Genomic DNA, 22,483 nt, shown 5'->3' with positions numbered 1-22,483 from the left:
GTTGGGGTTGACGGCGTCCTGGAGATGCAGACCGGCGATCGGGGCACAAGTCATCGGCCGGGAGCGCAGCGGACGACGGCCGGTCCACCGGCAGGCCGGGTCCAGAGCCGGTTGCCGCGCCGCTAGTCGCACCCCGCGCCGCCGTGATCGACAAAGTCGGCGACGGCCCTCTCCAGCGCGCGGAACGGGAGGAGGGCGAGCGGCAGGCCCGCCGCGCAGCCGATCGCGAGCCGGCCCGCGACGGCCACCGGACGGTCGAGTACCGTCCCCGCCCAGGCGCCGCCTCCCGCGCCCACCGTGGTGAGCAGGCCGGGCAGCGCGGGCGGCAGCATCTCCACCCGTACCGGGCGGCGCATGCGGGGTGTCGCGGGCACGGTACCCGCTCGGGGGTTAACCCCACCCCGCATCCTCCCGGGGGCCCCCTCGCACCTGCTCCCCCGCCGTGGCCATCCTGGTACGGCGCCGACACCGGCGACCTCGACGACCAAGGAGTCCACGTGATCAAACGCAGGCGAGCACGAGGCGGCTTACTCACTCTGGCCATGGCCATGGCCATGGCCATCGGGGTCGCGGGGAGCGCGTCGGCAGGCAGCGCCGCCTCGGCCTCCCCCACGTCGGACCATGCCCGGACCTCGGACCACGCCCGGCTGCGCGCCGCCCTGCACCGCATCACCACGGTCGACGGTGCGCCCGGAGCGCTCGCCGAAGTACGCACAAGGCGCGGCGGCCGTACGGTGCTCACCAGCGGAGTCGCCGACGTGCGGAGCCGCACGCCGGTGCGTGGTGACAGCAGGTTCCGGCTCGGCAGCATGACCAAGCCGTTCGTGGCGACGGTCCTGCTGCAGTTGGTGGGAGAGCGGCGCGTGCACCTCGACGCGCCGGTGGAGCGCTACCTGCCCGGCGTCGTCCGCGGGCACGGGAACGACGGACGGGCGATCACCGTCCGGCAACTGCTCCAGCACACCAGCGGCGTACCCGACTTCCTCCAGTACCTCCGCCCGCAGGAGATCGTCGCGGACCCGCTGGCCCACCGCGACACCCGCGAACTCCTCGACATCGCGCTCGCCCACCCCCCGACCTTCGAACCGGGGACCGGCTGGCGCTACTCCAACACCGGCTACCTCGTCATCGGCATGATCATCGAGAAGGTCACCGGCCGTTCCTACGGCGACGAGATCCGGCGACGCGTCATCAGGCCGCTGCACCTGCACGACACCTTCGCGCCGGGCGACGCCTCCGGCATCCCCGGACCGCACCCGCGCGGGTATGCACGGCCCGGCCCGGACGCGCCGCTCGTGGACGTCACCGCCGTCAGCCCGACGATCGGCGGCGCGGCCGGCGAGCTGATCTCCAGCGCCTCCGACGTCAACCGGTTCATGGCGGCACTCCTGCACGGCGCGCTGCTGCGCCCGGCACAGCAGCGGGAGATGATGCGGACCCGTCCGACCGGCGGCTCGGACGGCCGGGCCTACGGCCTCGGTCTGGAGAGCTCGCCGCTGCCCTGCGGCGGTCTCTACTGGGGACACACCGGTGACTTCCTCGGCTACGAGACGGCCACCGGCATCGCCGGCGGCCGACAGGTGACCGTCATGGCGAACCTCGGCCCGGGCGCCTCGGACGCGCAGAGCGACGACATCGAAGCGGCCGTCGAGACCGCCCTGTGCGAAGGCCGCCGCACCTCACGCCACTAGGGTCCGTCTTCAAACGGATCTTGCCCAGAGCAGGAGTGACGCGAGACTGACCGCTGCCTCGTACGAGGTGGCGGTCTTGTCGTACCTGATGGCGATGCCGCGATTACGCAGGTAGGAACGGAAGCCTCGGGAGCTGTAGTCCTCGTAGGCGACGACCTGGTCGGGTCTGCGTCGTGGGCGGCCGAGGCCGGTGCGTGGGACCCGGATCCGTTCCAGGAGGAGACGTGCGCAGACGCTGTCGTGGCGTTCGCCTGGGGTGAGCAGGACGGCGAGGGGACGGCCGCGGCCGTCACAGGCGAGGTGGATCTTGACGGTCAGTCCTCCTCGGGATCGGCCGAGGGCGTGATCGTCCGGTTCGTCCTGCCGATGCCGCCCCCTTTTCGGCCGATGGCCGCGGCGTGCTGGTGGGCGCGGACGATGGTGGAGTCGATCTGGACGAGCCAGTCGATGTCGCCGGCCGCGTCCGCGCGGGCCTGGATCTGCTGGAGAGCCCGGGTGAACACGCCGTCCAGGGCGTAGCGGCGGAAACAGGTGTGGATCGTCTTCCATGGCCCGTAGCGCTCCGGCAGGTCACGCCAGGAAACCCCGGTCCGGATCTTGTAGACCATCCCGTCGAGGACCTGCCGGTCCTCCACGCGCGGCCGCCCCGTCGCAGCCCGCGGCATGAGTGGAGCAAGCAACTCCCACTCCTGGTCCGTGAGTTCATGACGACGAACCACCACACCATGATCCACCACCCGGATGACCTTTGAAGACGGACCCTAGTACTCCAGTACGGTTTCGTGATCTACCCGCTGGCTGCGGGGGCGAGCGGTCGTCGGTAGTCGCCACGTCGGGTCGTGGCATGGTGCCGCGTAAGGCTGCGGCGCCCCTGAGGATGACGGTGGTCGGCGCTCCGACGCACATCCAGGACGAGTTGCAGTGAATGGCGCATTCCGGTGGTTCAGTGCGCCGGAGGGAATGTAGCGTCGCGATCATGGAATCGCTGATAGGCACCACCACTGACCAGGCGCCGGCGAACCCGGCCGCGACGGATGACATGCTGGCCACCCAACCGATCGGCTACTGGAGCGGCTTGGCCCATACGACCGTCACGCGGTATCTGCGTGACGCGATGGCCAAGCTCGACGTCACGCAGCCGCAGTACTGGGTACTCAACCGCGTGAGCGGCGGCCCTGCGGCGCCGAGCCGCGAGGAGGTCGTCGCGCAGCTGACGCACCTTGCCGACGGCCCGCACGAGATCGCCAGGGTCGTCGACCAGTTGCTCCACCGCGAATGGCTGCGGATCGACGACGGGCAGCGCCTGCACCTCACGGATGCCGGGGAGGCCGCCAGAGCGCGGCTCCGTGAGCTGGCGACCGAGGTACGCGCCGTAGTCCACAAAGGCATCAGCGACGATGAGTACGTGGCCGCGCTCAAGGTGCTTCGCACGATGGTGGCCAATGTCGAGGGCAACGGGGCTTCTGGTAATCCGTTCTGATCTGGCGGTCTCGTGACGAACCCGGCTGGGAACGCGTGCGGCCACGCGTGATCATCGGGGGTTCTGTGGACTCCTGAAGATCGTGCGGTGGCCGCGGGCTATAGCACAGACCCTGCCCGCTGGCGGGTGATGTTCGACCAGGTCATGGTCCGGATCGCGGGCCGGTTCGGGCGAGTTGAGCCCCGGGCCACGGCCCGCGCCTACCTGATCGGACTACTGTCGAGCGTCGAGCGGAAGAACTGTCGGCAACTGGCCGAACAGGCCGGCCACGCCCGGCCCGGGCCGATGCAGCGCCTGCTGCGCGACGCCCGCTGGGGCGCCGGTGCCGTCCGAGACGACCTGCGTGCCTACGCCGTCGAACACCTCGGCGCCGACGGCGTTCTCATGGTCGACGAGACCGGCTTCCTGAAGAAGGGCCGGGCCTCGGCAGAAGTGCAGAGGCAGTACACCGGCACCGCGGGACGCATCGAGAACGCCCAGGTCGGTGTGTTCCTCGCCCTGGCCACCGAGCGGGGACGGGCCCTGATCGACCGTCGGCTCTACCTGCCCGAGCACTCCTGGTCCGGTGATCCCGAACGCCGCACCGCGGCCGGCATACCCGAGACGGTGCAGTTCGCCACCAAGCCCCGTCTGGCCTGGGAGATGATCGCTGCTGCGCTGGACGCCGCCATCACCGCCTCCTGGGTGACCGGTGACGAAGCCTACGGCCAGGACCCCCGGCTCCGCGCTGCCCTGGAAGCACGCGGCACCGGCTACGTGATGGCGGGCCCCGATCCGATCACGCTGACCGTCCCGGAGATCCGACACCTACTCGTCGCCGTCTTCGAACAACCAGCCGTGACCGTAGCCGGACTGCTGAACTGGTCCAACTGGCGTCGGCGCCACCAGGCAACAGCCCGACGCAGCCACCACCGACGACGAACCGCTGGCGAACCCGCTGGATAGATCACGAAACCGTACTGGAGTACTAAGACTCGGTAGCCAGGCGCACCCCCAGCCCGACCAAGAGCGCCCCGGAGACCTGTTCCATCCGGCGCCGAACGGAGTGCCGCTGAAGCACTCCTCCGACACGTCCGGCTAGCCAGACCAACGGTAGGTACCAGATCAAGTCGACCACGGCCCAGATCACCGAGAAGGCGAGCAGCGTCGGAAGAACAGGGGCTCCATGTGGCACGAACTGCGGCAGGAAGGACACGGCGAACACGCCGGCCTTCGGATTGGCGAAGTTGGTGACGAGGCCCTGCCAGTACGCCCGCCGAAGCGGCACCGCGGCTGTTTCCGCTGGTCCCTGATCCGGCTGTCCAGCTCGCCTCGCCTGCCACAAGGCACGCGCTCCCATCCACACCAATACCGCGGCGCCGACAATCCGGATGACGTCGTAGGCGACCTGCGAGGCCAGCAGCAGGGCGGAGAGACCGAAGGCCGCGGCCAGGCCCCACAGCAGCACTCCGCACTCGTTACCCAGGACCGTGGCCATGCCGGTCCGCCGGCCGTTCACCACCGCTCGGCGCAGGATCACGACCGTGCTTGGCCCTGGGACCATGGCGACCAGGAAGGCCGCACCGACGAACGCAACGACGGAAGTCATCATCGAGGCAGCATCGCCAAGCGCGTTGATGCGCCACAAGGCTCTTGTCGGCCCAGCTGCGGACGTGTTCCGCAGATCGTCCGTCAAGGCGGAGACCAGGGTTCACGCCGCGGAGAAGGCGCGGAATCGGATGGACACGGCTCGGTACGGTGGCCGATGATCTCCAGCATGATCCGGGCCGCCACTGTGAACGACATCGCGGAGATCCGCGCGATGATCCGCGAACTCGCTGAGTACGAACGGGCTGCCGAGCAGGCCCAAGCAACCCAGGAGCAGCTCCGCGACGCGTTGTTCGGAGAACACCCCGCTGCTGCCGCACTGATCGCTGAGGACGATGAGACGGGGCAGGCCGTGGGCTATGCCCTGTGGTTCCCCCGCTTCTCGACCTGGACCGGCACGCGCGGCATGCACCTGGAGGACCTCTACGTGCGGTCGCACGCCCGAGGTGGAGGACATGGCAAGGCTCTGATCGCCGCATTGGCCGCGATCTGTCAACAGAACGGCTACGAGCGCTTCGAGTGGTGGGTCCTGGCCTGGAACGAACCGACGATCGACTTCTACAAGTCGCTCGGCGTGGAGCTGCTGAACGAGTGGACGGTATGTCGGCTGAGCGGTGAACCACTCAAGGAACTCGCTGCCCAGGCCCCGGCAGTCCTCAACCAGGCCCCGGCCCTGTAGGACGGGGGGTCATGCAACCTCCTGTCGCAGTAGTGATCGAAGCCCACCGGACACTGGAAGGGCTCGTGGCCGGACTGAGCGACCAGCAGGTCGCCGAGGCGTCTGCCCTTCCGGGTTGGTCACGCGGCCACGTCCTCGCGCATCTCACCGACAACGCGAGAATGTTCGCCCGTCTCGCGGAACATGCCCTGCGCGGTGAACTTGTAGCGGGCTACGACGGCGGGGTCGACGAGCGCAACGCGATCATCGAGACGACGGCTGGCCGCAGCGCAGCCGAGCACCGCGCGCAGCTCGCCGCGCACACGGCCGGGCTAGAGGCATTCTGGGCACGCGCCACCGACGTGGACTGGAGCCGTCCGGTAACGTTCCGCAACGCGAACCTTGCCGCAACCGTCTTCGCACGCTGGCGCGAGGCATGGATCCACATGGTCGATCTGGAACTCGGCGTGCGACCGGACGACTGGCCCGAGGACCTGGCCGCACACACCATCGACTTCCTCCTCGACCGCCTTCCGGCAGGCGCACGCGTCCGTGCCGAGGACGTGGGCCGCCAGTGGTCCGTCGGCGACGGGCCGCCGGGCACGGTGGTTACGGGAGGCCTGCGCGACCTGGCGGCCTGGCTGGCCGGACGTACGCCCGTTGTGTCACCAGTGGCGGCGGAGGAGTTGCCTGCTCTCGGACCCTGGCCGCCCCACCCTCCACAGCGCTTGGACCGCCTGTGACGTCGTCACCGGGCTGGGTGTGGGGCACGCCGATCTCGGGCCCGAACGGCAGAAAGGATTGCCTGTGGCGCCCCGTAACCGCGTGCCCGTGGCCGGCCGACAGCCGAATTCCGTTCTCGGAAGGAAGGAGTGCCATGCTTGCCGACATTGTTTGGTGGGACCTGTCCGCCTCCGGACAGACCATCGAGTCCATGCGTGAATACCTGCGTGAGGAATCCGTCGCCGCGTTCTCCGAGGTGCCCGGGCTTCGCTTCAAGATGTGGCTCTCCGATCCGGACACCAACCGGTGGGGAGCCGTTCTGTTGTGGGAGTCGGAAGAGGCGTCCCAGCAGGCGCTGCCGAGCCGGGCGCTCGAACTCATCGGCTACCCACCGCAGATCGCGCACGGGTTCGACGTGGAGGCCACGACCGAAGGTCGATACGAAACGCAACGACTCGCCCTGCAAGGGCTGGCCTTCGCCGAAACAACGCAGAGGAAATCCAGCTGACGGGCAACCAGAGGGGACAGCAGGTCCTGGCCCTCCGCTTGTTTCGCCGCATCCACGGCTCACGCGTACCTCAGACAACGCCACGCCCTCAATGCGCTCAAGAAGTCGTCGTCGTGATTGCAAGCGGCCCGAGCTGCTGACTGCGAGGCGTCAGCGCAGTGCAACCACGCCCGCATGGACGGCACGCATGGCCCGCTCGGGTGTCTCCTGACTGTCGCCGACCGGAGCCACGTAGTCGATGACGGCGCGCGCGGCGTCCTCCCCGAGGATTCGGGTGATCACCCACGTGGCGAGATGCTGGGACGCCAGGCAACCGCCCGCCGTAGTGATGTTCCCCTCGGCGTGGAACGGCGCGTCCAGCACGGTGACGCCGCAGCCTTCGACGGAGGCTCGGCGCTTCATGTCCGTGCAAGCCGGCATGCCTTCCAGCAACCCGAGCCGGGCGAGCACCAGCGCACCGGAGCACTGTGCACCGATCAGCACAACGTCGGCTTCAGTCACGAACTCCATCGGGGCGGGACGCCCGGCATCATCGGCAGCACCGGCTGGGACCGGTCCAGGGCCTGGATCTGCGACTTCTCGTCGACACAGAACACCAAGGCCCGCTCGGGCGGGTCCAGATAGAGGCCGACCACGTCGTGGACCTTGTCGACGAAGTACGGGTCCGTCGACAGCTTGAACGTCTCGGTGCGGTGTGGCTGCAGGCCGAAGGCCCGCCAGATCCGCGACACGGTCGACTGCGACAGACCCATCTCCGAGGCCATCGCCCGCGTCGACCAGTGCGTGGCGTTCTTCGGCGTCGACTCCAGCGTCCGCTTCACCACTGCGGCGACCTGCTCATCGGTGACCGTCCGGGGCCCGCCGGACCGCGGCATGTCACCCAGCCCGGCGATCCGGTGTTCGACGAACCGCTTCCGCCAGCGGCCGACCGCATGCGGTGTCGAACCGAGCTGTGCGGCCACGTCCTTGTTGGACGCGCCGGTCGCACAGGCCAGGATGATCCGGCAGCACAAAGCCCACGCCTGCGGAGTGCAACGGCGCCGCACCCACCCCTCCAGCGCAGCCCGCTCCTCATCCGACAGGATCAGCTCGACCTTCGGCCGCCCAGTACGCGCCACCAGGCAACCCTACATATCTGAACAGAATTCCTGACTCAGAAGACCAGTTCCGCTTTCTGCCCGGCGCGACCCGGTCGGGCAGACTCCGGTGACCCGTTCGCCTCCCACGACTGCCCTTACGAACCTCAGCCCGCACGGCCGGTCATCCCGCAACGCCGCAGCCAGCAGCGCTACGCGCGGGTAACCGCGGCTCGGTCCGGGCCGCCCCGAACTCTCCATCATCTGCTCACAACCCCTCTACCCGGTCGACACGCCGGGGTGCGTAGCCTCTGAGCGCGTCGTCCGCTTGCGAGGGATGACGTCACCGAGTTAAGTCTTGCCCAATGATTGATGTTCAGTTGTGAGGTACCCGGGCACTCTGAGGCACGTGAAAGAAGACAGCAGCGTGGAAGGCCGACCCAAGGACATGACGTTCAGAACACCGTCAGCCCCCGCGCGAGGCGCCGCGTGACGCTCGGCACCCACCGTGCCCACCTCGACGGGTATGACAGTCCCCCCACTCCGCAGGCCGCGAACGAGCCGTTCCACCAGCCGCAGCAGGGCACCCTCCCCCAGCCGCTGGGCCCGCACGAGTGCGATCTCGTCCGCCGCAGCGTCGCGGTGGTCGAGCCGCAGGCCGGGGAACTGGCCGTGTACTTCTACGCCATCCTCTTCGTGCGCTACCCCGAGGTCCGTTCCCTCTTCCCGGAGAACATGGACGTCCAGCGGGACCGCCTGCTGCGCGCCCTCCTGCGGATCGTTGACCTGGTCGACTCGCCCGAGCACCTGGCCCAGTTCTGCGCCCGCCTGGGGCGCGACCACCGCAAGTTCGGTGCCGTGACGGCGCACTACGCCGCGGTGGGCGAATGCCTGCTGGAGACGCTCGCCCGGTTCGCCGGCCCCTCGTGGACCCCGGAGATCGCCCTGGCCTGGCAGCGGGCCTACGGGATCGCCTCCGAGACGATGATCCTGGCCGCGGACAACGACACCCGGCTCCGGCCCGCCGTGTGGAACGCCCAGATCGTCGGCCACCGTCACCTGGGCAACGCACTGGCCGAGGTCACGGTGGCCACCGACCCCGTGTATCCGTACCAGGCGGGCCAGTTCGTCAGCATGGAGACACCGTGGCGGCCCCGGGTGTGGCGGCACTACTCACCGGCCAACGCCCCCCGGCCCGACTCGACCCTGACCTTCCACGTCCGGCACGTCGCCGGCGGCCATGTCAGTCACGCCCTGGTGTACCGGGCGCGGATCGGCGACATGGTGCGTCTGGGGCCGCCCGAGGGTGACATGGTGCTGTCCGCGCCCTCCGGCCGCGATCTGTTGCTCGCCGCGGGAGGCACCGGACTCGCCCCCATCAGGGCCCTGATCGAGGAGATCGCGAACGACCCGCACCGGCTCCAGGGCCGCCACGTGAACCTGTTCGTGGGCGCGCGCACCGGCAACGAGCTGTACGGGCTCGACGAGATGCTGCGCCTGTCCCAGCGGCACCACTGGCTGACGGTCCGGGCCGCCGTTTCCCACGAGCACATTCCCGGCGCCGAGGGCTCCCTGCCGGACGTCATCGCCGCCTCGGGCGCCGGAGCCCACACGGAGGCCTACCTCAGCGGGCCGCCCGGCATGATCGCTGCCGCGCGGCAGGTGCTCCTGCGGTGTGGGCTGCCTCCCGCCCAGATCCACCACGACCCGCTGGGCGTCCCGGTACTGGACGCCCCTCTGGATCCAGGCCACCCGGCGAAGGAAGAGGACAACCGCATATGAACGACCGGCCCGCAGGCCGCCCCGGCTCCGCCGGCGAACGCCTCCTGCAGAGCCACCTGGGTACGGCCGACCGGGCCGCGACCTTCTACGACCGGCAGGTCCAGCCCCATCTCACCGATCAGATGCGCGACTTCGTCGGGCGTCAGACCATGGTCTTCCTCTCGACCGCCGACGCCGGCGGCAACTGCGACACCGGGTTCCGGGCCGGGCCGCCCGGGTTCGTCACCGTCCTCGACGAACACACCCTGACCTACCCCGAGTACCGGGGCAACGGGGTCCACGCGGGCAACGGGAACATCCTGGAGAACCCGCACATGGGCATGCTCTTCATCGACTTCACCCACCATCACATAGGGCTGCACGTCAACGGGTCGGCCCAGTTGGTGGGTGACGCCGAGCAGCGTCGCGTGTACCCGCACCTCCCCATCGACTCGGCGCACGGCCGGCAGCCTGCCGTATGGGTGCACCTGAGGGTGGACGAAGCCTACGTGCAGTGCTCGAAGTACATCCCCCACCTCGAACCCGCTCCCCGGCCCCGGGGGCTGGCGGCGGACCGCCCCAAGGACAGCGACTACTTCGTCCCACCGGTGGCCGGTCGCGGGGAGTCCCGGACCTACCGTCCGGCTCCCACTCTGCCGATGGGACACTAGGCTCGGGCGGCACGTCCGGACAGGTCCACGGCGCCCGGGCGGGAGGCCGGCGACCTCGTGCCGGCGCCCGGGAAGGCTCCCCTGGCCTGTCGGTCACGCCCCGGACAGGGCAGGGCGCCCTATGACGATCATGGCGGCGTCGTCGTCCAGGTGGCCGTCGACGTGGTGGAGCAGGTCGCGCCGGAAGCGGCCGAGGAAGGCGTCGGGATCGTTCTCGGTCCAGCCGGTGATGCGCTCGGCCAGCGGATAGAAGGTGCCGGCGGAGTCGCGCGCCTCGGTGACGCCGTCCGTGTACAGGAGCAGCAGGTCGCCCGGCTCGAACGGGAAGCTTTCGACGTGGTAGCGGGGATTCACCAGGTGGCCCAGGCCGAGCGGGGGCGCGGGGTGCAGGACGCTCATCGTCACCGGCCGCCCGTCGCGGACGACGACGGGCGGTGGATGGCCGCAGGAGACCATCCGGACCCGCCCGTCCCGGTCGGGGATGTCCAGCACGGTGGCGGTGATGAATCCCTCCCCGTGGCGGCCCGGCTCCGCGAGGTCCCCGCTCACGCTCCGGTCCAGGTGCCTCACCAGCTCCCCCAGCCCCGCCCGGCGGCCGGCCATGACACGGAACGCTCCCAGCAGCAGGGCGGCGTCATTGACGGCGGTCAGTCCCTTGCCCTGCACGTCTCCGACGATCACCCGGGTACCGGATTCGGTGCGGACCGCCGCGTACAGATCCCCGCCGATCTGGGCCTCGGCCTCCGCGGCGAGGTAGAGCGAGGCAGTGCGCAAGGGGCCGAGCCGGCTGGGCAGCGGCGGCAGGACGACGCGCTGGGCGGCCTCGGACACGTACCGGACCTGCCTCAGCTCCTTCGCCCGGCGCTCCCGCACGACACAGAAGACGACGAGGCTGGCGCCGACCAGGATCAGGGCGAGGATCTGTGCCTCGTGGTTGGCCGAGAGCAACTCGTTGGGGTCGCGCACCACCCCGATGGCCGTCTGCGCGATCACCGCAAGCGCGGCCACCAGGGCCACCGTCCGGGGCCCGCCGAACAGGGGCGTGATCGCCGGGGCCGCGACGAGCAGCGGCCCCAGATGGATGTGGGGCGGCGCGAGCACGTCGACCACGGACACCGCGACGATCCACGCGATCGGGATGGCGACCATCGGCCGCCTCGCGCGCACCGGCCGGCGAGGCTCTCCGAGGCGCTGCGACATGTCTCCTCTCTACACCGTTCCCGGTCTTCCCGCACCGGCGGAGAGGGCCGGAGCGACCACCCGTACGGGCGCACTTCGGTGCGGGTACGGCAAGCCTCTCCCCGCGATGTCAATCGGACTGGATGATCGATGCCGCCCGTCCGTCGCCGCGTGCGGCGCGCGCCCGGCCCGACACGTCGCCGTTGGAGGATGCCCGCATGTTCCGTTCGACGCGTGCGGCGCCGGCCTCCGTGGAGGACGACCTCGCGGGCCGGGACGACGGCGTCCGTACACCCCCCACGCGCACCGTCGTCCTGGTGACGGTGACGGCGACGGTGGTGACGATCGTCCTCGGTGTGCTGACCGGGACCGCCGTCCTCCTGCTCGGGCTGCTGGTGTTCCTGCCGGCCTTCGCCGCCGCGCTGTGCACCCCGGGCCAGACGGCCATGGTCGCCACCTGGGTGAGCGTCGTCGTGGTCGTGCCCGTGGCCCTGTCCGGGGAACGGATCGCCGACCGGGTGGTGCTGGCGCTGTTCGCCGTCGGCTTCGGCGCGCTGGCCGTATACGCGTCCCGGCTGCGTGTCTCGCGCGAGGGGGCGATGGTGCGGCTGCGGTCGACCGCAGCCGCGATGCAGCGGCAGATCCTGCGGCCTCTCCCGCTCCTCACCGACGACGTACTCGTGGACGGCGTCTACGAGCCGGTGCAGCAGGACAAACTCGTCGGGGGCGACATCTACGACGTGGCGGCCACACCCTGGGGTACCCGGGTGCTCATCGGCGACGTCCAGGGCAAGGGGCTCGCAGCCGTCGGCATGGCGATCGACGTGGTCGGCGCCTTCCGCGAAGCCGCCCACCGCGAACCGACGGTGACGGCCCTCGTCGACTCGCTCGAGGCGGCGGTGGTCCGCCACAACGACTACGCGGAACAGCGCGGCGAGCCGCAGCGATTCGTCACCGCCGCCGTCCTGGGGGTGGACGCCGGCACCGAGACCCAGCTCGTCACCTGCGGCCACGTCCCGCCGTACCTGCTGCACGACGGGACCGTCACCGCCGTCGGCGCGGGGACGGAGCACACCCCGCTCGGCCTCGCGGACCTGGTCGAGGAGGCGCGCACGGTGTCCTGGTTCCCGTTCCCGGCCGGAGCGACCCTGCTGCTGTGCACCGACGGCCTGACCGAGGCCCGCTCGGCCGGGGGCGCCTTCTATCCTCTGGAGTCGCGCCTCTCCGACCGCGCCGACATCACCGCGGGCCGGCTCACCGAGTCACTCGTCGACGATGTCCACGCCTTCACCGCGGGCGCCCAACAGGACGACCTGGCGGTCCTCGCCGTCCGCCGCTCCCCGAGCCGGGTACCGGGGTAGCCCGGTACCCGGACCCGTCCCCGCACGAGGGTCTACTCGTCGATCGCCGCCCCGAACCGCGCGTTCGCCGTCGGCGCCCCGAGACGTGCCCCGTCGTAGGTCCACGTGCCCTGGGCGACCAGACCCGAGGACGACGCGGGTACGACCCATATGAAGCCGTCGTCGGTGTTCTCGCCCGGTGCCGCCGCCAGGAGCCCGAAGAGGCGGTCCTTGTTGGCGTCGATGAGCCGGACCTGGCCGCCCCAGCGGTCCGACTTCTCGGCCGCGCCGGGGATGGCGGCGAGCTGCTGGTCGAAGCTCTTCACCCCTACGCCGCTGAAACCGGTCGGGTCGCCGCGCAGTACCCACACGGCACCCGCGTCGGCCACGCTGCCGATGTCCTCGCCGGGCGCGCCGACGGCGAGGTCCGGGTGGCCGTCGCCATCGGTGTCCCCGGCCGACAGATCGGCGCCCCACTGGTCGCCCGCCTCCGCGGTACCGGGCACGCCGGGCGAGTCCTGGGTCCAGTACTGCGCCGGCTCCGGTTCGAGCCCCGACAGGTCGCCGCGGCCCAGATAGAGGGTGATCCCGCCGCCCTTCGGTGCGCCGGCCCCCGTGTCACCGATGACGAGGTCGTCCTGCCCGGTGCCGTCCCAGTCGCCGGAGACGACGGCCGGACCGCCCGGGAACGTGCCCCCGTCACCGAGTGCGCCGATGTCCGGCGCGCCGTGCAGCACGTGCACCGTGCCGGCGCCCGGTTGCTGCCCGGTGGTGATGCCGGAGACGGCCAGGTCGGCCCAGGAGTCCTCGTTGTAGTTGCCGTGGCTGAGGCTGCGGAACTCGAAGCCGCTGCTCCGCGGTGCGAAGTCCGTCGCCCGTATGCCGCGGTCCGACATCGTCGGTCGCTGCGCCTCCTGGCCGGGTGTGAGGGTGAAGAACAGCAGGGCGTCGTCCTCCAGGACGGCGATCGAGTCCCGCGGGTCGGCGTTCGGGTCCGCCGGGTCGGGGGCGGAGTACCGGGCCGCTTCGACGGCCCGCCCGAAGTGGGCACCCGCCCGCGGGTCGTCGTTCTCCAGCCAGGTGCTGTCGGATCCATGCAGTCCGGTCGGCGACCCCCAGAAGATGACGGCGCCGCCCGCGTCGGACAGGCCGGTGAGATCCTCGCCCGGGATACCGACGACGGCGTCGTCGTACCCGTCGTTGTCCAGGTCACCGGAGGCGACGGCCCCGCCGAAGCCGTCGCCGGCCTCGGCACCTCCGGGAACGCCGGACACGTTCTGGTGGAGCACGCTCTTCCTCGTCGTGCCGAGACCGCCCGACGAGCTGTACTGCACGGTGACGTAGCCGGCGCCCGAGGCACCGCCCACCGTCGCACCGGGGGCGCCGGTCAGCACGTCGTCGAAACCGTTGCCGTCGTAGTCGCAGTTGCGCTGCTGCCACCCGATGGACGGGAAGGGAACGGCAGCCGGGGCGGCCTGGGCCGCGGGGGCCGCGGCGACCACGCCGCCGCCGAGGGTGAGGAGTGCGGTGGCCGTGACGGCCGCCTGTCTGAGGTGACGCACAGGAAATCTCCCTGGTCTCCGAAACTTCCCACGGCCACGGGCCGGCCGCGTCGCGGGCGAGGAGGTGCAGCCCCTCGCCTCCGGCACGGAAGGGGGGTGCGACCGTGTGCGTCTCCCGCCGTCGGGCGGTGCGGAGAGGCACGGACCTTGCTGCGTACACCAAGAAGACATCCGCACTTCGTCAAAGGTTGTGCACGGGGCTTCGGGCAGGGGTGACCGGTCAACGCCGCTTCTGCCGACCTCGCCGCACTCGCCGGCGCCCGGCGGCACTCCCCGCTACCGGACACGTGCCGCGGCGGGCCTCAGCCGAGCCGGCTCTTCAGCCACCTCAGGACATCGGGTGTGACCGGGTCGGTGATGTCCGCGAACTCGCCGTGTCGCTTCAGGAACTTGGCGACATAGGGACAGACGGGAACGACACGCATTCCGCACGCGCGCACGTCGGCCAGTGCCTGCCGGACCAGTTGCGTGCCCAGCCCTTGGCCGGCGAAGGCGTCGTCGATCTCCGTGTGGAAGAAGACGCGCTGCTCACCCAGGTCGCGGTACGCCGTCAGTCCGGCACGTCGGCCGTCGACCAGGATTTCGTACCGGCTGTCGTCGTCCGCGCGCTCGACGGTGGTGGTGGAGGACTCGCTCACGGTGGACCTTTCAACGGGAAGTTCAGCGGGTCGGCGGGTTCCGGCGGGGTGTGAGGACGGCGTTCGGCAGGGCCGGTGCGGGAAGTCTGCCGCCGGGCGAGTCCTCGACGGCTCCGAAGCGGTCCGAGGAAGCCTCCCAGTCCTCGCGGGCCTTCGCGATGTCCTGGTGGCTGCGTCCCACGAAGTTCCACCACATGACGATCTCCTCCCCGAAGGGAGTACCTCCGAGGAGGATGGCCCGCGCCGGGGTGTCGCTCTCGTTCACCATCGTCAGGGTGTCCGCGCCGCGCGGGACGTAGCCGAGTTCGGCAGGCCGCAGCACCGTGTCGATGAGGCGGATGTCCCCGCCGTCCACGAGGAGGCCGTGCTCGAACGCCGTGTCGACGGCGAGTGAAAGCGTCCTCCGGGGTTCGATGACGATCTCGGCGCCGAGCAGTGGTGTGAAGGCCCGGACCGGGGAGGTCCGGCCGGCGAGCGAGCCCAGGAAGACCCTGATCGCTGCCCCGCCGACCCGGGTGAGTCCGGGGGCGTAGTGCTGGAAGTCCCGGGCGGTGTGACGGTGCTCCTCGGGCAGTGCGATCCACAACTGGACGCCGTGGAGGACCACGGTGTCCGGCGTGGAGTTCTCCGAGTGGGCGATGCCGTATCCCCCGGTCATGAGGTTCATCTCGCCGGGCCGTATCAGGGAGTGGGTGCCGAGGGTGTCGCGATGCTCGACCTCTCCGCTGAACAGCCAGGTGACCGTCTGAAGTCCGGTGTGGGGATGGGGAGGCAGGTCCATGCCGCCCGCCTCCGCGACCTGGTGCGGTCCGTAGTGATCGGCGAAGCACCAGGCCCCGATGAGTGTGCGCTCCCGTTGGGGCAACGTCCGACGCACGCGCATCGCGCGCGGGCCGCCGAGGGGGACTTCACGCGCCGACAGGACGTCGACCCGGGAGGACCCCGCAGGCCGGTCGTCTTCGGCGGACGCACCGCAGCGCAGCGGCTTGGCGTCGACTTCCGGGTTGCTCACCGAGAGCACCTCCCACCAGATTTGGTTGTCACATCAACTATGATGCCACGGAGGCAGAACGATCACCACAACGCCCGTACGGCCCCGGGCCATTCGAGCACGCCCCGAAGGAGACTCCGACGTGAGCAACCAGCCCCACGACTCCGCACGCCGCAGGATCTTCATCGACAAACAGAGCCCCAAGGCCTTCCACGCCCTGGTGCAGGTGTCGGAGGCGGTCCGGGCCACGGCCTCCGAGGCCGGACTCGACCGCGTCGCGGTGGAGCTGATCAACGTACGCGTGTCGCAGATCAACGGCTGCGCCTACTGCCTCGACGTACACACCAAGGCGGCCCTGCGCATCGGTGAGTCGCCGCGGAGACTCGGACTCCTCAACGCATGGCGGGACGCCGGCCTCTTCACCCCCTCGGAACGCGCCCTCCTGGCGCTGGCCGAGGCAACGACCGATCCCGCGAACGCCACGATCCAGGATTCCGCCTACGCGGCCGCCCGGCAGGTTCTCTCCGACGACCAGATATCGGCCGCGATCTGGGTGGCGGTCACCATCAACGCGTTCAACCGTGTTTCGATCATGAGCAAGCACCCCGTTGCGCATCCTGACACCAAGTAGAGGAGGCGGGCCTCCATCACTGCCCGCAAGGCCCCGCGCGGTCGCAGTACGGCCGGAGGCGACTCCGCCCGCAGCCGCACAGCACGACCCTGGTCTCGGCACGGACGCCTTCAGGTGTCTCCACACTCAGCTCCCCCCGCACGAGCAACTGACCGGCGGCGCCGCCGGTGATCGTGGTGGGCCGTTCAGGGGCTTCCCCCGCGCCCTCCGCCGGCTCGTACTGGAGCGCACCCGAGGGACAGCGCCGCACCACCTCCGCCAGGCGCTCGGCAGTGGCCCTCTCCGGCTGGATCCACGGTCGCTTGGCCGGGTCGAAAACCTCGGGCAGGCCGCCGACACATTCAGCGGCGTGGAGACAGCGCCCGGCCTCGAAGGTCACCGTGATGGACTCCGTCCGGTACGCCTTCTGCGCGGATTCGCCACTCATACCGTCTCCCCCGTCCGTGCCCGGCCCTCAGTCACTGACCTTGCTGCGGGACTGGTACAGCAGGTCCTGGTACTCGGGGTGCCTGCTGATCCAGCCCGCGAAGAAGGGGCAGGTGGCCAGCACCCGCAAGTTCGCGGCGCGCGCTTCGTCGAGGGCGGTGCGGACGAGCGCGGACCCGACGCCCGCACCCTCGTACTCCGCTTCGACCTCGGTGTGCACGAACGCCACGAGCTCCGGCGTACGGATGTACTCCGCGACGCCCGCCACCTTGGACTCCCCACCGACGCGGGCCTCGTAGCGCTTCGCCTCGGGCACATCACTCACTTCGACGGTCATGCGTCCTCCTCATGCGGGTGCTTGCGCGCGGCTCGGCAGCATCGCGCCGGCCAGGGCATCACCCTAACCCCAACAGGTTGATGCATCAACTTAATCTTGACGATGGCGTCCTCGACGAGAGCCACATGACCTTCACTGTCAGTAGATGAGCTGTCAACGATTTCGTTAGACTGGCCCCATGGACGCACCGCCACGCTGGCTCGACCCGGAAGAGAAGGTCGCCTGGGACAACTTCATCCGCATGCAGGAGACACTCATCGGACGGCTGTCCCGACGCGTCCAGGCCGACTCGGGCATGTCGGCCTCCGACTACATCGTTCTCGCCAGTCTCACCGAACGAGGCAACGGTCGGATGCGTCTGCTGGATCTGGCCAAGACCGTGGAGTGGGAGAAGAGCCGGATGTCCCATCAGGTCACCCGGATGGCCAAGCGCGGGCTCGTGGCCAGGGAGGAATGCCCCGACGACGGACGCGGGGCGTTCATCGTGGCCACACCGGCCGGCTACGAGGCGATCGAGGAGGCGGCACCCCAGCACGTCGAGCACGTCCGCCGCCTCTTCGTCGAGGCCCTGACCCCGCATCAGCTCAGTACGCTCGGCCGGCTCTCCAAGCGCGTCCTGGACCACATGGAAAAGCTGCCGGACTGAGCGGCCAGAGCGGTCCCATCGCCCTGGACCACGCGGCGGCAGGCCACCTCACCCGGGCGCGAGGGCCGCCACCCCTCCATGCCAACACCATGGGGTTGCCGTTCGGTCAGGCCTCCTCGATGGCTCCGGTGAAGTGGTGGAGTCCGCCGTCGACGGTCACGCTAGGCCCGGTCTTTGCCATGACCGAGGGAGAAGTTCACGGCGTCGGTGACATCGACATCGAGTTCACCATCCAGTCGATCTCCAAGGCGAGCCGTTCGTCCATGCGTTGGCCCTCAACGAGGCGGGGCTCGGTGGATCAACGGGTGGGGAACGCGTCGGGAGTACGGACGCGGTCACGGATCCAGGCGCCGGCGGGCTTCAGCGAGGAGGTGCCGGCCCACGGCCCGTTCCTGTCGCAGGTGCCGGTCTTGAAGACGGCACCGGAGCGCTGGTCGTCGGAGAAGTTCCAGTTCACCCAGCTGATCTTCTTGCTCGCCATGAGGTCGAGGTAGCGCTGGGACATGGCGAAGTCGTTGCTCCCCTCGCCGGCGTAGTTCTGCGTCCCGAACTCGGTGACGAAGACCGGGAGGGCGTCGGCCGCCCGGGACAGGGTCGCCAGGTACTCGTCACGGTGCGAGTAGGCGTAGAAGTGGAACGTGTACATGATGTTGGCGGCGCGGACGGGGTTGTTGACCACCTCGGACTCGTCGGCGCCCTCGGAGACGCCGAACGAGGACCAGGCGCGCGTGCCGACCAGGACCGGGGCGTCGGCGTCGATGGCGCGGATGGTCGGGATGATCTGCTCGGCGTAGCTCTTGACGCGGGACCAGCTCACGCCGCTGGGCTCGTTGGCGATCTCGTAGATGATGTTGTTCTTGTTCTTGTTGCGGTTGGCGATCTCGGTGAAGAACTGCCGGGCCTTGCCGAGGTTGGCGTTCGGGTCGCCCGGAGTGAGCATGTGCCAGTCGACGATCACGTACATGCCGCGGTCGGTCGCCTGCTGGACGAGGGAGTTCGCCAGGTCGGTGAAGCGCTTCGGGTCGGTTTCGTAGCCACCCTCCTGCACGTAGGTGGAGACCCGCAGGACGTCCGCCTTCCAGTCCTGGGCGAGGGCGTCGAGCGAACCGCCGGTCAGGCAGTGCGGGTACCACTGGGTGCCGTGACTGCTCATGCCGCGCAACTGGATGGGGTTGCCGCGGCTGTTGCACAGTTTGGTGCCGCAGACCCTGAGCCGGCCGTTGGCACCGACGGGGGTTTCCGCGGTGGGCGCGGCCGCCGGCACCTGCCGTGCGGTGGTGGCACCGGTGGCGGGAGCCACGCCCAGGAGCAGGAGCAGGGCGCTGCCTGCGACGCCTGCCGCCACAGAGGATCGCCATGAGGTGCGGTGTGCGTGCATACGAACTCCTTTCACAGGAGTGTCTGATAGGAAACTTTCCTAATCACAGGGAAGCAAGAGCCGCCCTTCTCATCAAGAGTGCCGACGGCATCAGGCGGACAGGGCATTCACAGCGCCCTGTGAATGGGACACATCCACCGGAGGTCACGTCGTCCGGCCTTGACGCCTCGGAGGAGCACCCCTACTTTCCTCTAAGCCTGATTCACATCGGTAATTACTGGTCAGCTATATGAACTGCGACCAAGAGCCATGTCCAGGACTCAGGAGGTCCCCCATGCGCACGCGCTCCCGCTCGCTGCTCACCTCCCTGCTCGCCGTGACCGGCGGGCTGGCCCTGCTCCCCACCCCGGCCCCGGCCCTCGGGTCGGCGGCCGTCATCGAGGTCTCCACCGCCGCCCAGTTGAAGTCGGCGCTCGCGGCGGCCGCGCCCGGCGACACGATCCGGCTCGCCGACGGCACGTACACGGGCAACTTCAAGGCCACCCGGGCCGCCACCGCGGGTTCCCGCATCACGCTCACCGGCTCGTCCAGGGCGGTGCTCACCGCCGGCGGCTACGGCCTCCACCTGAACGCGGCCTCCTACTGGACGGTCCACGGGGTGACGGTGACCGGCGGCCAGAAGGGCATCGTGATCGACGCCGCGCGCGGGGTGGTCGTGGACGGCGTGACGGTCCACGGCCTGGACATGGAGGGCGTCCACTTCCGCAAGTCCAGCGCGGACGGCGTCATCCGCGACTCGCGCATCCACGACACCGGCAACGACGGGCGCGGCATGGGCGAGGGCGTGTACGTCGGCACGGCGAACACGCTCTCCGACAGGAGCGACAACGTGCAGATACTGAACAACACCATCGGACCCGACGTCGGCGGCGAGAACATCGACGTCAAGGAGGGCACCACCGGGACCCGGATCATCGGGAACACGTTCGACGGCGGCGGCCTCACCGGCGTCCACTACGACGACTCGTGGGTGGACGTGAAGGGCAACGACGTCGTGGTGGAGAACAACACCGGCACCCGGACCACGAACGACGGCTACCAGACGCACACCCAGCAGCCGGGCTGGGGCTGCGGCACGGTCTTCCGCAACAACAGGTCCGACCTGAGCGGCGCCGGCGGGTCCACCAGGCTGGCCGTCAACGTCACGAACTCCGCCTCCGGTTGCAGTACCACGGTGCACGCGAGCAACACCGTGACCGGCGGCCGGGGGCTGACCAATATCGCCGTGACGCCCTGACACCGGCACCGTGAGGGGGTGGCGCCGGCCCTCTCACGGTGCCCCGCCCGCGGCCGGGGCGGGGTCAGCCCGCTATGGAGTCAAGTTGCTCGGCGGCCGGGCGAAGTGCCCACAGATCGCCGCCGGGTGGCGTTTCCAGCAGGCGCAGGGCACGCCGCGCGGCGCCGTCGCCGGCGTCCGCGGCCGCGTGCACGACGTCGCTCGCCGCGAACCGGTGGAACTCGAGCTCGGGGTGGGGCCAGGCCTCGCGGCCCGTGGCGGCGGGCAGCAGGTACCGCACCGCCGCGAACAGGCTCTGCCCCTGCGGGCCCCGGTGCGCCCAGAGGTCCACCCCGACGTTCTCGCCGATCGCCGCGAGCCGGGTGTAGGCGACGAGGTCGAAGGTGGAGTAGTGCCAGCTCCTGGTCCGGGCGAGCTCCAGCGGCTGGCTGCCGTCCGCCGCGATCTGGGCGTCCACGCGCTTGGCGGCGGCCTCGCGCACGGTGCGGCGGGCCAGTTCACGGTCGCCCGTGGCGTACGCGAGTCCGGCCACCAGCATGTCGTAGAAGGTGCCGTGGTTGTTGGCGGCAGCGGCCTCCTGCTTTCCGAAGTCGCTGTTGCGCAGCCAGCCCAGGAAGTCGCTGTTCCACTCCCCCATCGCGTCCCGGTCGGCGCGGGTCCACGACGGCGCACCCGTCTCCAGGAGGGCCGCGGCGTCGACGACGGACGTGTAGGACTGGGAGAAGTCGATGATGCCGATGGCCCGGCCGTCGTACTTGCAGGGGATGAACTGGGCGTGGTCCAGGTTGGGGTTCATCCGGGTGGCCGGGGAGAGGAACCAGGTCCGCAGGATGTCCGCCGCCTTGCGCGCGTACTGCCGCTCGCCGGTGTAGTACCAGGCGAGCGCGAGGTCGTACGAGGAGTCGAAGACCTTCTCCAGGTCCTGGCGGTCGGTACCCGAGTCCACCTCGGGGTTCCGCTCGCCGTCGCGCTGGACGTAGGGGCAGCCCCACGGATTGTCGGCGGTCGGGGTCCGGCTGGGCCACCAGTAGGGGGCCTGGCTCAGATAGTCGTGGACGTCACCGCCGGGTGCCGGTCGCGGCTTGTCGACGACGGTCCAGGGGCCCTGGTCGAGCCACTGATCCGCCCTACGGGTCAACTGCCCAACGGCAGTGCGAAGTTCACGGCCACCGAGCGCGAGCCGGATCTTGGCGTACCGCATGCGTTCACCCGGCAGGACGACGGTCTTGGGAGCACGGGCCACCGCGTGGACCGCGGAGGCCGGCTGCTCGGACATGGCCGGCCGCGCGGACGCGGCCGGGCCGACCAGCCCGACGAGCGTCGCCGCCGCCAGTAGGGCCGTGATCGGCCGGAGTCGTCTACCCATCGCTCTCCGTTCATGAACATGAATGAGGTTCACGATTAAGGACGAGCAGAGACTAGGTGCGCCCTCCGGGTTTGGCAATGCGTCGCGCATCGGGGACCGGTTCGGCCCGCGGTGACGACGCTCCCGACCGGATCGGCGCCCGGCCGTGCCGCACCCCCCGCGAAGTCGGGTACTCGTCAGTCATGGCCAGTCTGACCATCCATGCGGTGGGACCGATCGACGCCGACACGGCGTGGCAGCGGTATGCCCGGCTGGACGCGTGGGCCTCGTGGGCTCCGCAGATCAGGTGTGTGCACGCGGACCGCCGCCTGCTCGTTCCAGGGCTCACCGGTCAGGTGGAGTCGGTGGCCGGGATCAAGGTTCCCTTTCGGGTCGAGGCGGTCGACGACGTACGGCGTACATGGTCCTGGCGAGTCCGGGTCGGGCCGGTGGGGATCCGGCTGCATCACCGGGTGCACGCCCGGGAGGACGGCTGCCGCACCGATCTCACCATGAACGGGCCCGGGCTCGTGCTGGCCGGCTACACGCCACTCGCCCGTTTCGCCCTGCGTCGACTGGTGCGACCGTGAGGCGGGGGGGCCGGGGGTGCTGCGGCAC

The 22,483-nt window shown here is 70.0% G+C and carries 24 protein-coding genes and 2 pseudogenes; 13 read left to right on the top strand and 13 right to left on the bottom strand.

The genetic code is table 11. The features are described 5' to 3' along the window. Positions 1 to 122: 122 nt before the first annotated feature. Complete coding sequence (locus tag OIE75_RS37010) at positions 123 to 374, bottom strand: hypothetical protein (RefSeq protein ID WP_329473535.1); 252 nt, start codon at positions 372 to 374, stop codon at positions 123 to 125. Positions 375 to 542: 168 nt separating this feature from the next. On the opposite strand from OIE75_RS37010, the gene OIE75_RS37005 reads away from it, so the two are divergent. Further along, positions 543 to 1,691 (top strand): serine hydrolase domain-containing protein, encoded by a 1,149-nt coding sequence (locus OIE75_RS37005; protein WP_329473534.1) that lies wholly within the window; start codon positions 543 to 545, stop codon positions 1,689 to 1,691. 9 nt (positions 1,692 to 1,700) lie between these two features. Here the strand turns inward: OIE75_RS37005 and OIE75_RS37000 are convergent. Further along, positions 1,701 to 2,410: pseudogene (locus tag OIE75_RS37000) on the bottom strand (IS5 family transposase). 257 nt (positions 2,411 to 2,667) lie between these two features. Here OIE75_RS37000 and OIE75_RS36995 point away from each other — a divergent pair. Both OIE75_RS36995 and OIE75_RS36990 read left to right on the top strand, forming a co-directional pair. Beyond that, positions 2,668 to 3,171: a MarR family winged helix-turn-helix transcriptional regulator gene (locus OIE75_RS36995; RefSeq protein ID WP_329473533.1), complete on the top strand. Its 504-nt coding sequence runs from the start codon at positions 2,668 to 2,670 to the stop codon at positions 3,169 to 3,171. Between the two features lie 144 nt (positions 3,172 to 3,315). After that, positions 3,316 to 4,116, top strand: a complete 801-nt coding sequence (locus tag OIE75_RS36990; protein WP_443078474.1) for an IS701 family transposase — start codon at positions 3,316 to 3,318, stop codon at positions 4,114 to 4,116. A 22-nt stretch (positions 4,117 to 4,138) separates the two neighbouring features. Here the strand turns inward: OIE75_RS36990 and OIE75_RS36985 are convergent, their stop codons facing one another. Next, positions 4,139 to 4,762, bottom strand: coding sequence for a LysE family translocator (locus OIE75_RS36985; RefSeq protein ID WP_307016656.1), 624 nt, complete (start codon positions 4,760 to 4,762; stop codon positions 4,139 to 4,141). Between the two features lie 165 nt (positions 4,763 to 4,927). Between OIE75_RS36985 and OIE75_RS36980 the strand changes: the two genes are divergently transcribed. The 3 genes from OIE75_RS36980 to OIE75_RS36970 all read left to right on the top strand — a co-directional run bounded on the left by OIE75_RS36980 (position 4,928) and on the right by OIE75_RS36970 (position 6,647). After that, on the top strand, positions 4,928 to 5,437 hold the full coding sequence (locus OIE75_RS36980) for a GNAT family N-acetyltransferase (protein ID WP_329474146.1): 510 nt from the start codon (positions 4,928 to 4,930) through the stop codon (positions 5,435 to 5,437). A gap of 11 nt (positions 5,438 to 5,448) precedes the next feature. After that, complete coding sequence (locus OIE75_RS36975) at positions 5,449 to 6,159, top strand: maleylpyruvate isomerase family mycothiol-dependent enzyme (RefSeq protein WP_329473532.1); 711 nt, start codon at positions 5,449 to 5,451, stop codon at positions 6,157 to 6,159. 134 nt (positions 6,160 to 6,293) lie between these two features. Continuing rightward, positions 6,294 to 6,647, top strand: coding sequence for a hypothetical protein (locus OIE75_RS36970; RefSeq protein WP_329473531.1), 354 nt, complete (start codon positions 6,294 to 6,296; stop codon positions 6,645 to 6,647). 150 nt (positions 6,648 to 6,797) lie between these two features. Here OIE75_RS36970 and OIE75_RS36965 read toward each other — a convergent pair whose 3' ends face one another. Further along, positions 6,798 to 7,238 carry an AraC family transcriptional regulator gene (locus tag OIE75_RS36965; RefSeq protein WP_443078473.1) on the bottom strand — a complete coding sequence of 147 codons (441 nt, stop codon included), beginning with the start codon at positions 7,236 to 7,238 and terminating at the stop codon, positions 6,798 to 6,800. Further along, positions 7,157 to 7,765: pseudogene (locus OIE75_RS36960) on the bottom strand (IS630 family transposase); the annotation flags it as partial. The gene OIE75_RS36965 and the pseudogene OIE75_RS36960, both read right to left, overlap by 82 nt. A 447-nt stretch (positions 7,766 to 8,212) precedes the next feature. Between OIE75_RS36960 and OIE75_RS36955 the strand changes: the two are divergent. After that, positions 8,213 to 9,505, top strand: coding sequence for a globin domain-containing protein (locus tag OIE75_RS36955; protein WP_329473530.1), 1,293 nt, complete (start codon positions 8,213 to 8,215; stop codon positions 9,503 to 9,505). Continuing rightward, on the top strand, positions 9,502 to 10,155 hold the full coding sequence (locus OIE75_RS36950) for a pyridoxamine 5'-phosphate oxidase family protein (RefSeq protein ID WP_307016652.1): 654 nt from the start codon (positions 9,502 to 9,504) through the stop codon (positions 10,153 to 10,155). The genes OIE75_RS36955 and OIE75_RS36950 overlap by 4 nt, the downstream gene beginning before the upstream one ends. Before the next feature lie 93 nt (positions 10,156 to 10,248). Here OIE75_RS36950 and OIE75_RS36945 read toward each other — a convergent pair whose 3' ends face one another. After that, positions 10,249 to 11,355, bottom strand: a complete 1,107-nt coding sequence (locus tag OIE75_RS36945) for a PP2C family protein-serine/threonine phosphatase (protein ID WP_329473529.1) — start codon at positions 11,353 to 11,355, stop codon at positions 10,249 to 10,251. A 197-nt stretch (positions 11,356 to 11,552) separates the two neighbouring features. On the opposite strand from OIE75_RS36945, the gene OIE75_RS36940 reads away from it, so the two are divergent. After that, positions 11,553 to 12,695: a PP2C family protein-serine/threonine phosphatase gene (locus OIE75_RS36940; RefSeq protein ID WP_329473528.1), complete on the top strand. Its 1,143-nt coding sequence runs from the start codon at positions 11,553 to 11,555 to the stop codon at positions 12,693 to 12,695. 32 nt (positions 12,696 to 12,727) lie between these two features. Here the strand turns inward: OIE75_RS36940 and OIE75_RS36935 are convergent, their stop codons facing one another. The 3 genes from OIE75_RS36935 to OIE75_RS36925 all read right to left on the bottom strand — a co-directional run bounded on the left by OIE75_RS36935 (position 12,728) and on the right by OIE75_RS36925 (position 15,886). Further along, positions 12,728 to 14,236 (bottom strand): FG-GAP repeat protein, encoded by a 1,509-nt coding sequence (locus OIE75_RS36935; RefSeq protein ID WP_329473527.1) that lies wholly within the window; start codon positions 14,234 to 14,236, stop codon positions 12,728 to 12,730. A 302-nt stretch (positions 14,237 to 14,538) separates the two neighbouring features. Then, positions 14,539 to 14,874: a GNAT family N-acetyltransferase gene (locus OIE75_RS36930; protein WP_329473526.1), complete on the bottom strand. Its 336-nt coding sequence runs from the start codon at positions 14,872 to 14,874 to the stop codon at positions 14,539 to 14,541. A gap of 22 nt (positions 14,875 to 14,896) precedes the next feature. Then, positions 14,897 to 15,886, bottom strand: coding sequence for a pirin family protein (locus OIE75_RS36925; protein ID WP_329473525.1), 990 nt, complete (start codon positions 15,884 to 15,886; stop codon positions 14,897 to 14,899). 121 nt (positions 15,887 to 16,007) lie between these two features. Here OIE75_RS36925 and OIE75_RS36920 point away from each other — a divergent pair, with 121 nt between their 5' ends. Continuing rightward, complete coding sequence (locus OIE75_RS36920) at positions 16,008 to 16,496, top strand: carboxymuconolactone decarboxylase family protein (protein WP_329473524.1); 489 nt, start codon at positions 16,008 to 16,010, stop codon at positions 16,494 to 16,496. Positions 16,497 to 16,512: 16 nt separating this feature from the next. Here OIE75_RS36920 and OIE75_RS36915 read toward each other — a convergent pair whose 3' ends face one another. After that, entirely contained in the window at positions 16,513 to 16,923 is a 411-nt protein-coding gene (locus OIE75_RS36915) for a (4Fe-4S)-binding protein (RefSeq protein WP_329473523.1), read from the bottom strand. A 27-nt stretch (positions 16,924 to 16,950) separates the two neighbouring features. Then, on the bottom strand, positions 16,951 to 17,259 hold the full coding sequence (locus tag OIE75_RS36910; protein ID WP_307016644.1) for a GNAT family N-acetyltransferase: 309 nt from the start codon (positions 17,257 to 17,259) through the stop codon (positions 16,951 to 16,953). 178 nt (positions 17,260 to 17,437) lie between these two features. On the opposite strand from OIE75_RS36910, the gene OIE75_RS36905 reads away from it, so the two are divergent. After that, positions 17,438 to 17,905: a MarR family winged helix-turn-helix transcriptional regulator gene (locus tag OIE75_RS36905; protein ID WP_307016642.1), complete on the top strand. Its 468-nt coding sequence runs from the start codon at positions 17,438 to 17,440 to the stop codon at positions 17,903 to 17,905. A 298-nt stretch (positions 17,906 to 18,203) separates the two neighbouring features. Here OIE75_RS36905 and OIE75_RS36900 read toward each other — a convergent pair whose 3' ends face one another. Continuing rightward, positions 18,204 to 19,283 carry a glycoside hydrolase family 5 protein gene (locus OIE75_RS36900; protein ID WP_329473522.1) on the bottom strand — a complete coding sequence of 360 codons (1,080 nt, stop codon included), beginning with the start codon at positions 19,281 to 19,283 and terminating at the stop codon, positions 18,204 to 18,206. A gap of 274 nt (positions 19,284 to 19,557) precedes the next feature. On the opposite strand from OIE75_RS36900, the gene OIE75_RS36895 reads away from it, so the two are divergent. Further along, positions 19,558 to 20,520: a right-handed parallel beta-helix repeat-containing protein gene (locus OIE75_RS36895; RefSeq protein WP_329473521.1), complete on the top strand. Its 963-nt coding sequence runs from the start codon at positions 19,558 to 19,560 to the stop codon at positions 20,518 to 20,520. Positions 20,521 to 20,584: 64 nt separating this feature from the next. Here OIE75_RS36895 and OIE75_RS36890 read toward each other — a convergent pair whose 3' ends face one another. Further along, entirely contained in the window at positions 20,585 to 21,886 is a 1,302-nt protein-coding gene (locus OIE75_RS36890) for an alginate lyase family protein (protein ID WP_443078426.1), read from the bottom strand. A gap of 182 nt (positions 21,887 to 22,068) precedes the next feature. On the opposite strand from OIE75_RS36890, the gene OIE75_RS36885 reads away from it, so the two are divergent. Continuing rightward, positions 22,069 to 22,455, top strand: a complete 387-nt coding sequence (locus OIE75_RS36885; protein WP_329473520.1) for an SRPBCC family protein — start codon at positions 22,069 to 22,071, stop codon at positions 22,453 to 22,455. Positions 22,456 to 22,483: the final 28 nt, after the last annotated feature.

This window comes from Streptomyces sp. NBC_01723 (assembly GCF_036246005.1).
Classification (GTDB): domain Bacteria; phylum Actinomycetota; class Actinomycetes; order Streptomycetales; family Streptomycetaceae; genus Streptomyces.
Note: the sequence above shows the minus strand (reverse complement) of the source record. Positions and strands in the feature narration are given on the sequence as shown.

Coding starts and splice junctions, on each gene's coding strand:
- OIE75_RS37005 (WP_329473534.1), top strand. CDS start 543: ATGGCCATGGCCATGGCCATCGGGGTCGCGGGGAGCGCGTCGGCAGGC.
- OIE75_RS36995 (WP_329473533.1), top strand. CDS start 2,668: ATGGAATCGCTGATAGGCACCACCACTGACCAGGCGCCGGCGAACCCG.
- OIE75_RS36990 (WP_443078474.1), top strand. CDS start 3,316: ATGGTCCGGATCGCGGGCCGGTTCGGGCGAGTTGAGCCCCGGGCCACG.
- OIE75_RS36985 (WP_307016656.1), bottom strand. CDS start 4,762: ATGATGACTTCCGTCGTTGCGTTCGTCGGTGCGGCCTTCCTGGTCGCC.
- OIE75_RS36980 (WP_329474146.1), top strand. CDS start 4,928: ATGATCCGGGCCGCCACTGTGAACGACATCGCGGAGATCCGCGCGATG.
- OIE75_RS36975 (WP_329473532.1), top strand. CDS start 5,449: ATGCAACCTCCTGTCGCAGTAGTGATCGAAGCCCACCGGACACTGGAA.
- OIE75_RS36970 (WP_329473531.1), top strand. CDS start 6,294: ATGCTTGCCGACATTGTTTGGTGGGACCTGTCCGCCTCCGGACAGACC.
- OIE75_RS36950 (WP_307016652.1), top strand. CDS start 9,502: ATGAACGACCGGCCCGCAGGCCGCCCCGGCTCCGCCGGCGAACGCCTC.
- OIE75_RS36945 (WP_329473529.1), bottom strand. CDS start 11,355: ATGTCGCAGCGCCTCGGAGAGCCTCGCCGGCCGGTGCGCGCGAGGCGG.
- OIE75_RS36940 (WP_329473528.1), top strand. CDS start 11,553: ATGTTCCGTTCGACGCGTGCGGCGCCGGCCTCCGTGGAGGACGACCTC.
- OIE75_RS36915 (WP_329473523.1), bottom strand. CDS start 16,923: ATGAGTGGCGAATCCGCGCAGAAGGCGTACCGGACGGAGTCCATCACG.
- OIE75_RS36910 (WP_307016644.1), bottom strand. CDS start 17,259: ATGACCGTCGAAGTGAGTGATGTGCCCGAGGCGAAGCGCTACGAGGCC.
- OIE75_RS36905 (WP_307016642.1), top strand. CDS start 17,438: ATGGACGCACCGCCACGCTGGCTCGACCCGGAAGAGAAGGTCGCCTGG.
- OIE75_RS36900 (WP_329473522.1), bottom strand. CDS start 19,283: ATGCACGCACACCGCACCTCATGGCGATCCTCTGTGGCGGCAGGCGTC.
- OIE75_RS36895 (WP_329473521.1), top strand. CDS start 19,558: ATGCGCACGCGCTCCCGCTCGCTGCTCACCTCCCTGCTCGCCGTGACC.
- OIE75_RS36890 (WP_443078426.1), bottom strand. CDS start 21,886: ATGGGTAGACGACTCCGGCCGATCACGGCCCTACTGGCGGCGGCGACG.
- OIE75_RS36885 (WP_329473520.1), top strand. CDS start 22,069: ATGGCCAGTCTGACCATCCATGCGGTGGGACCGATCGACGCCGACACG.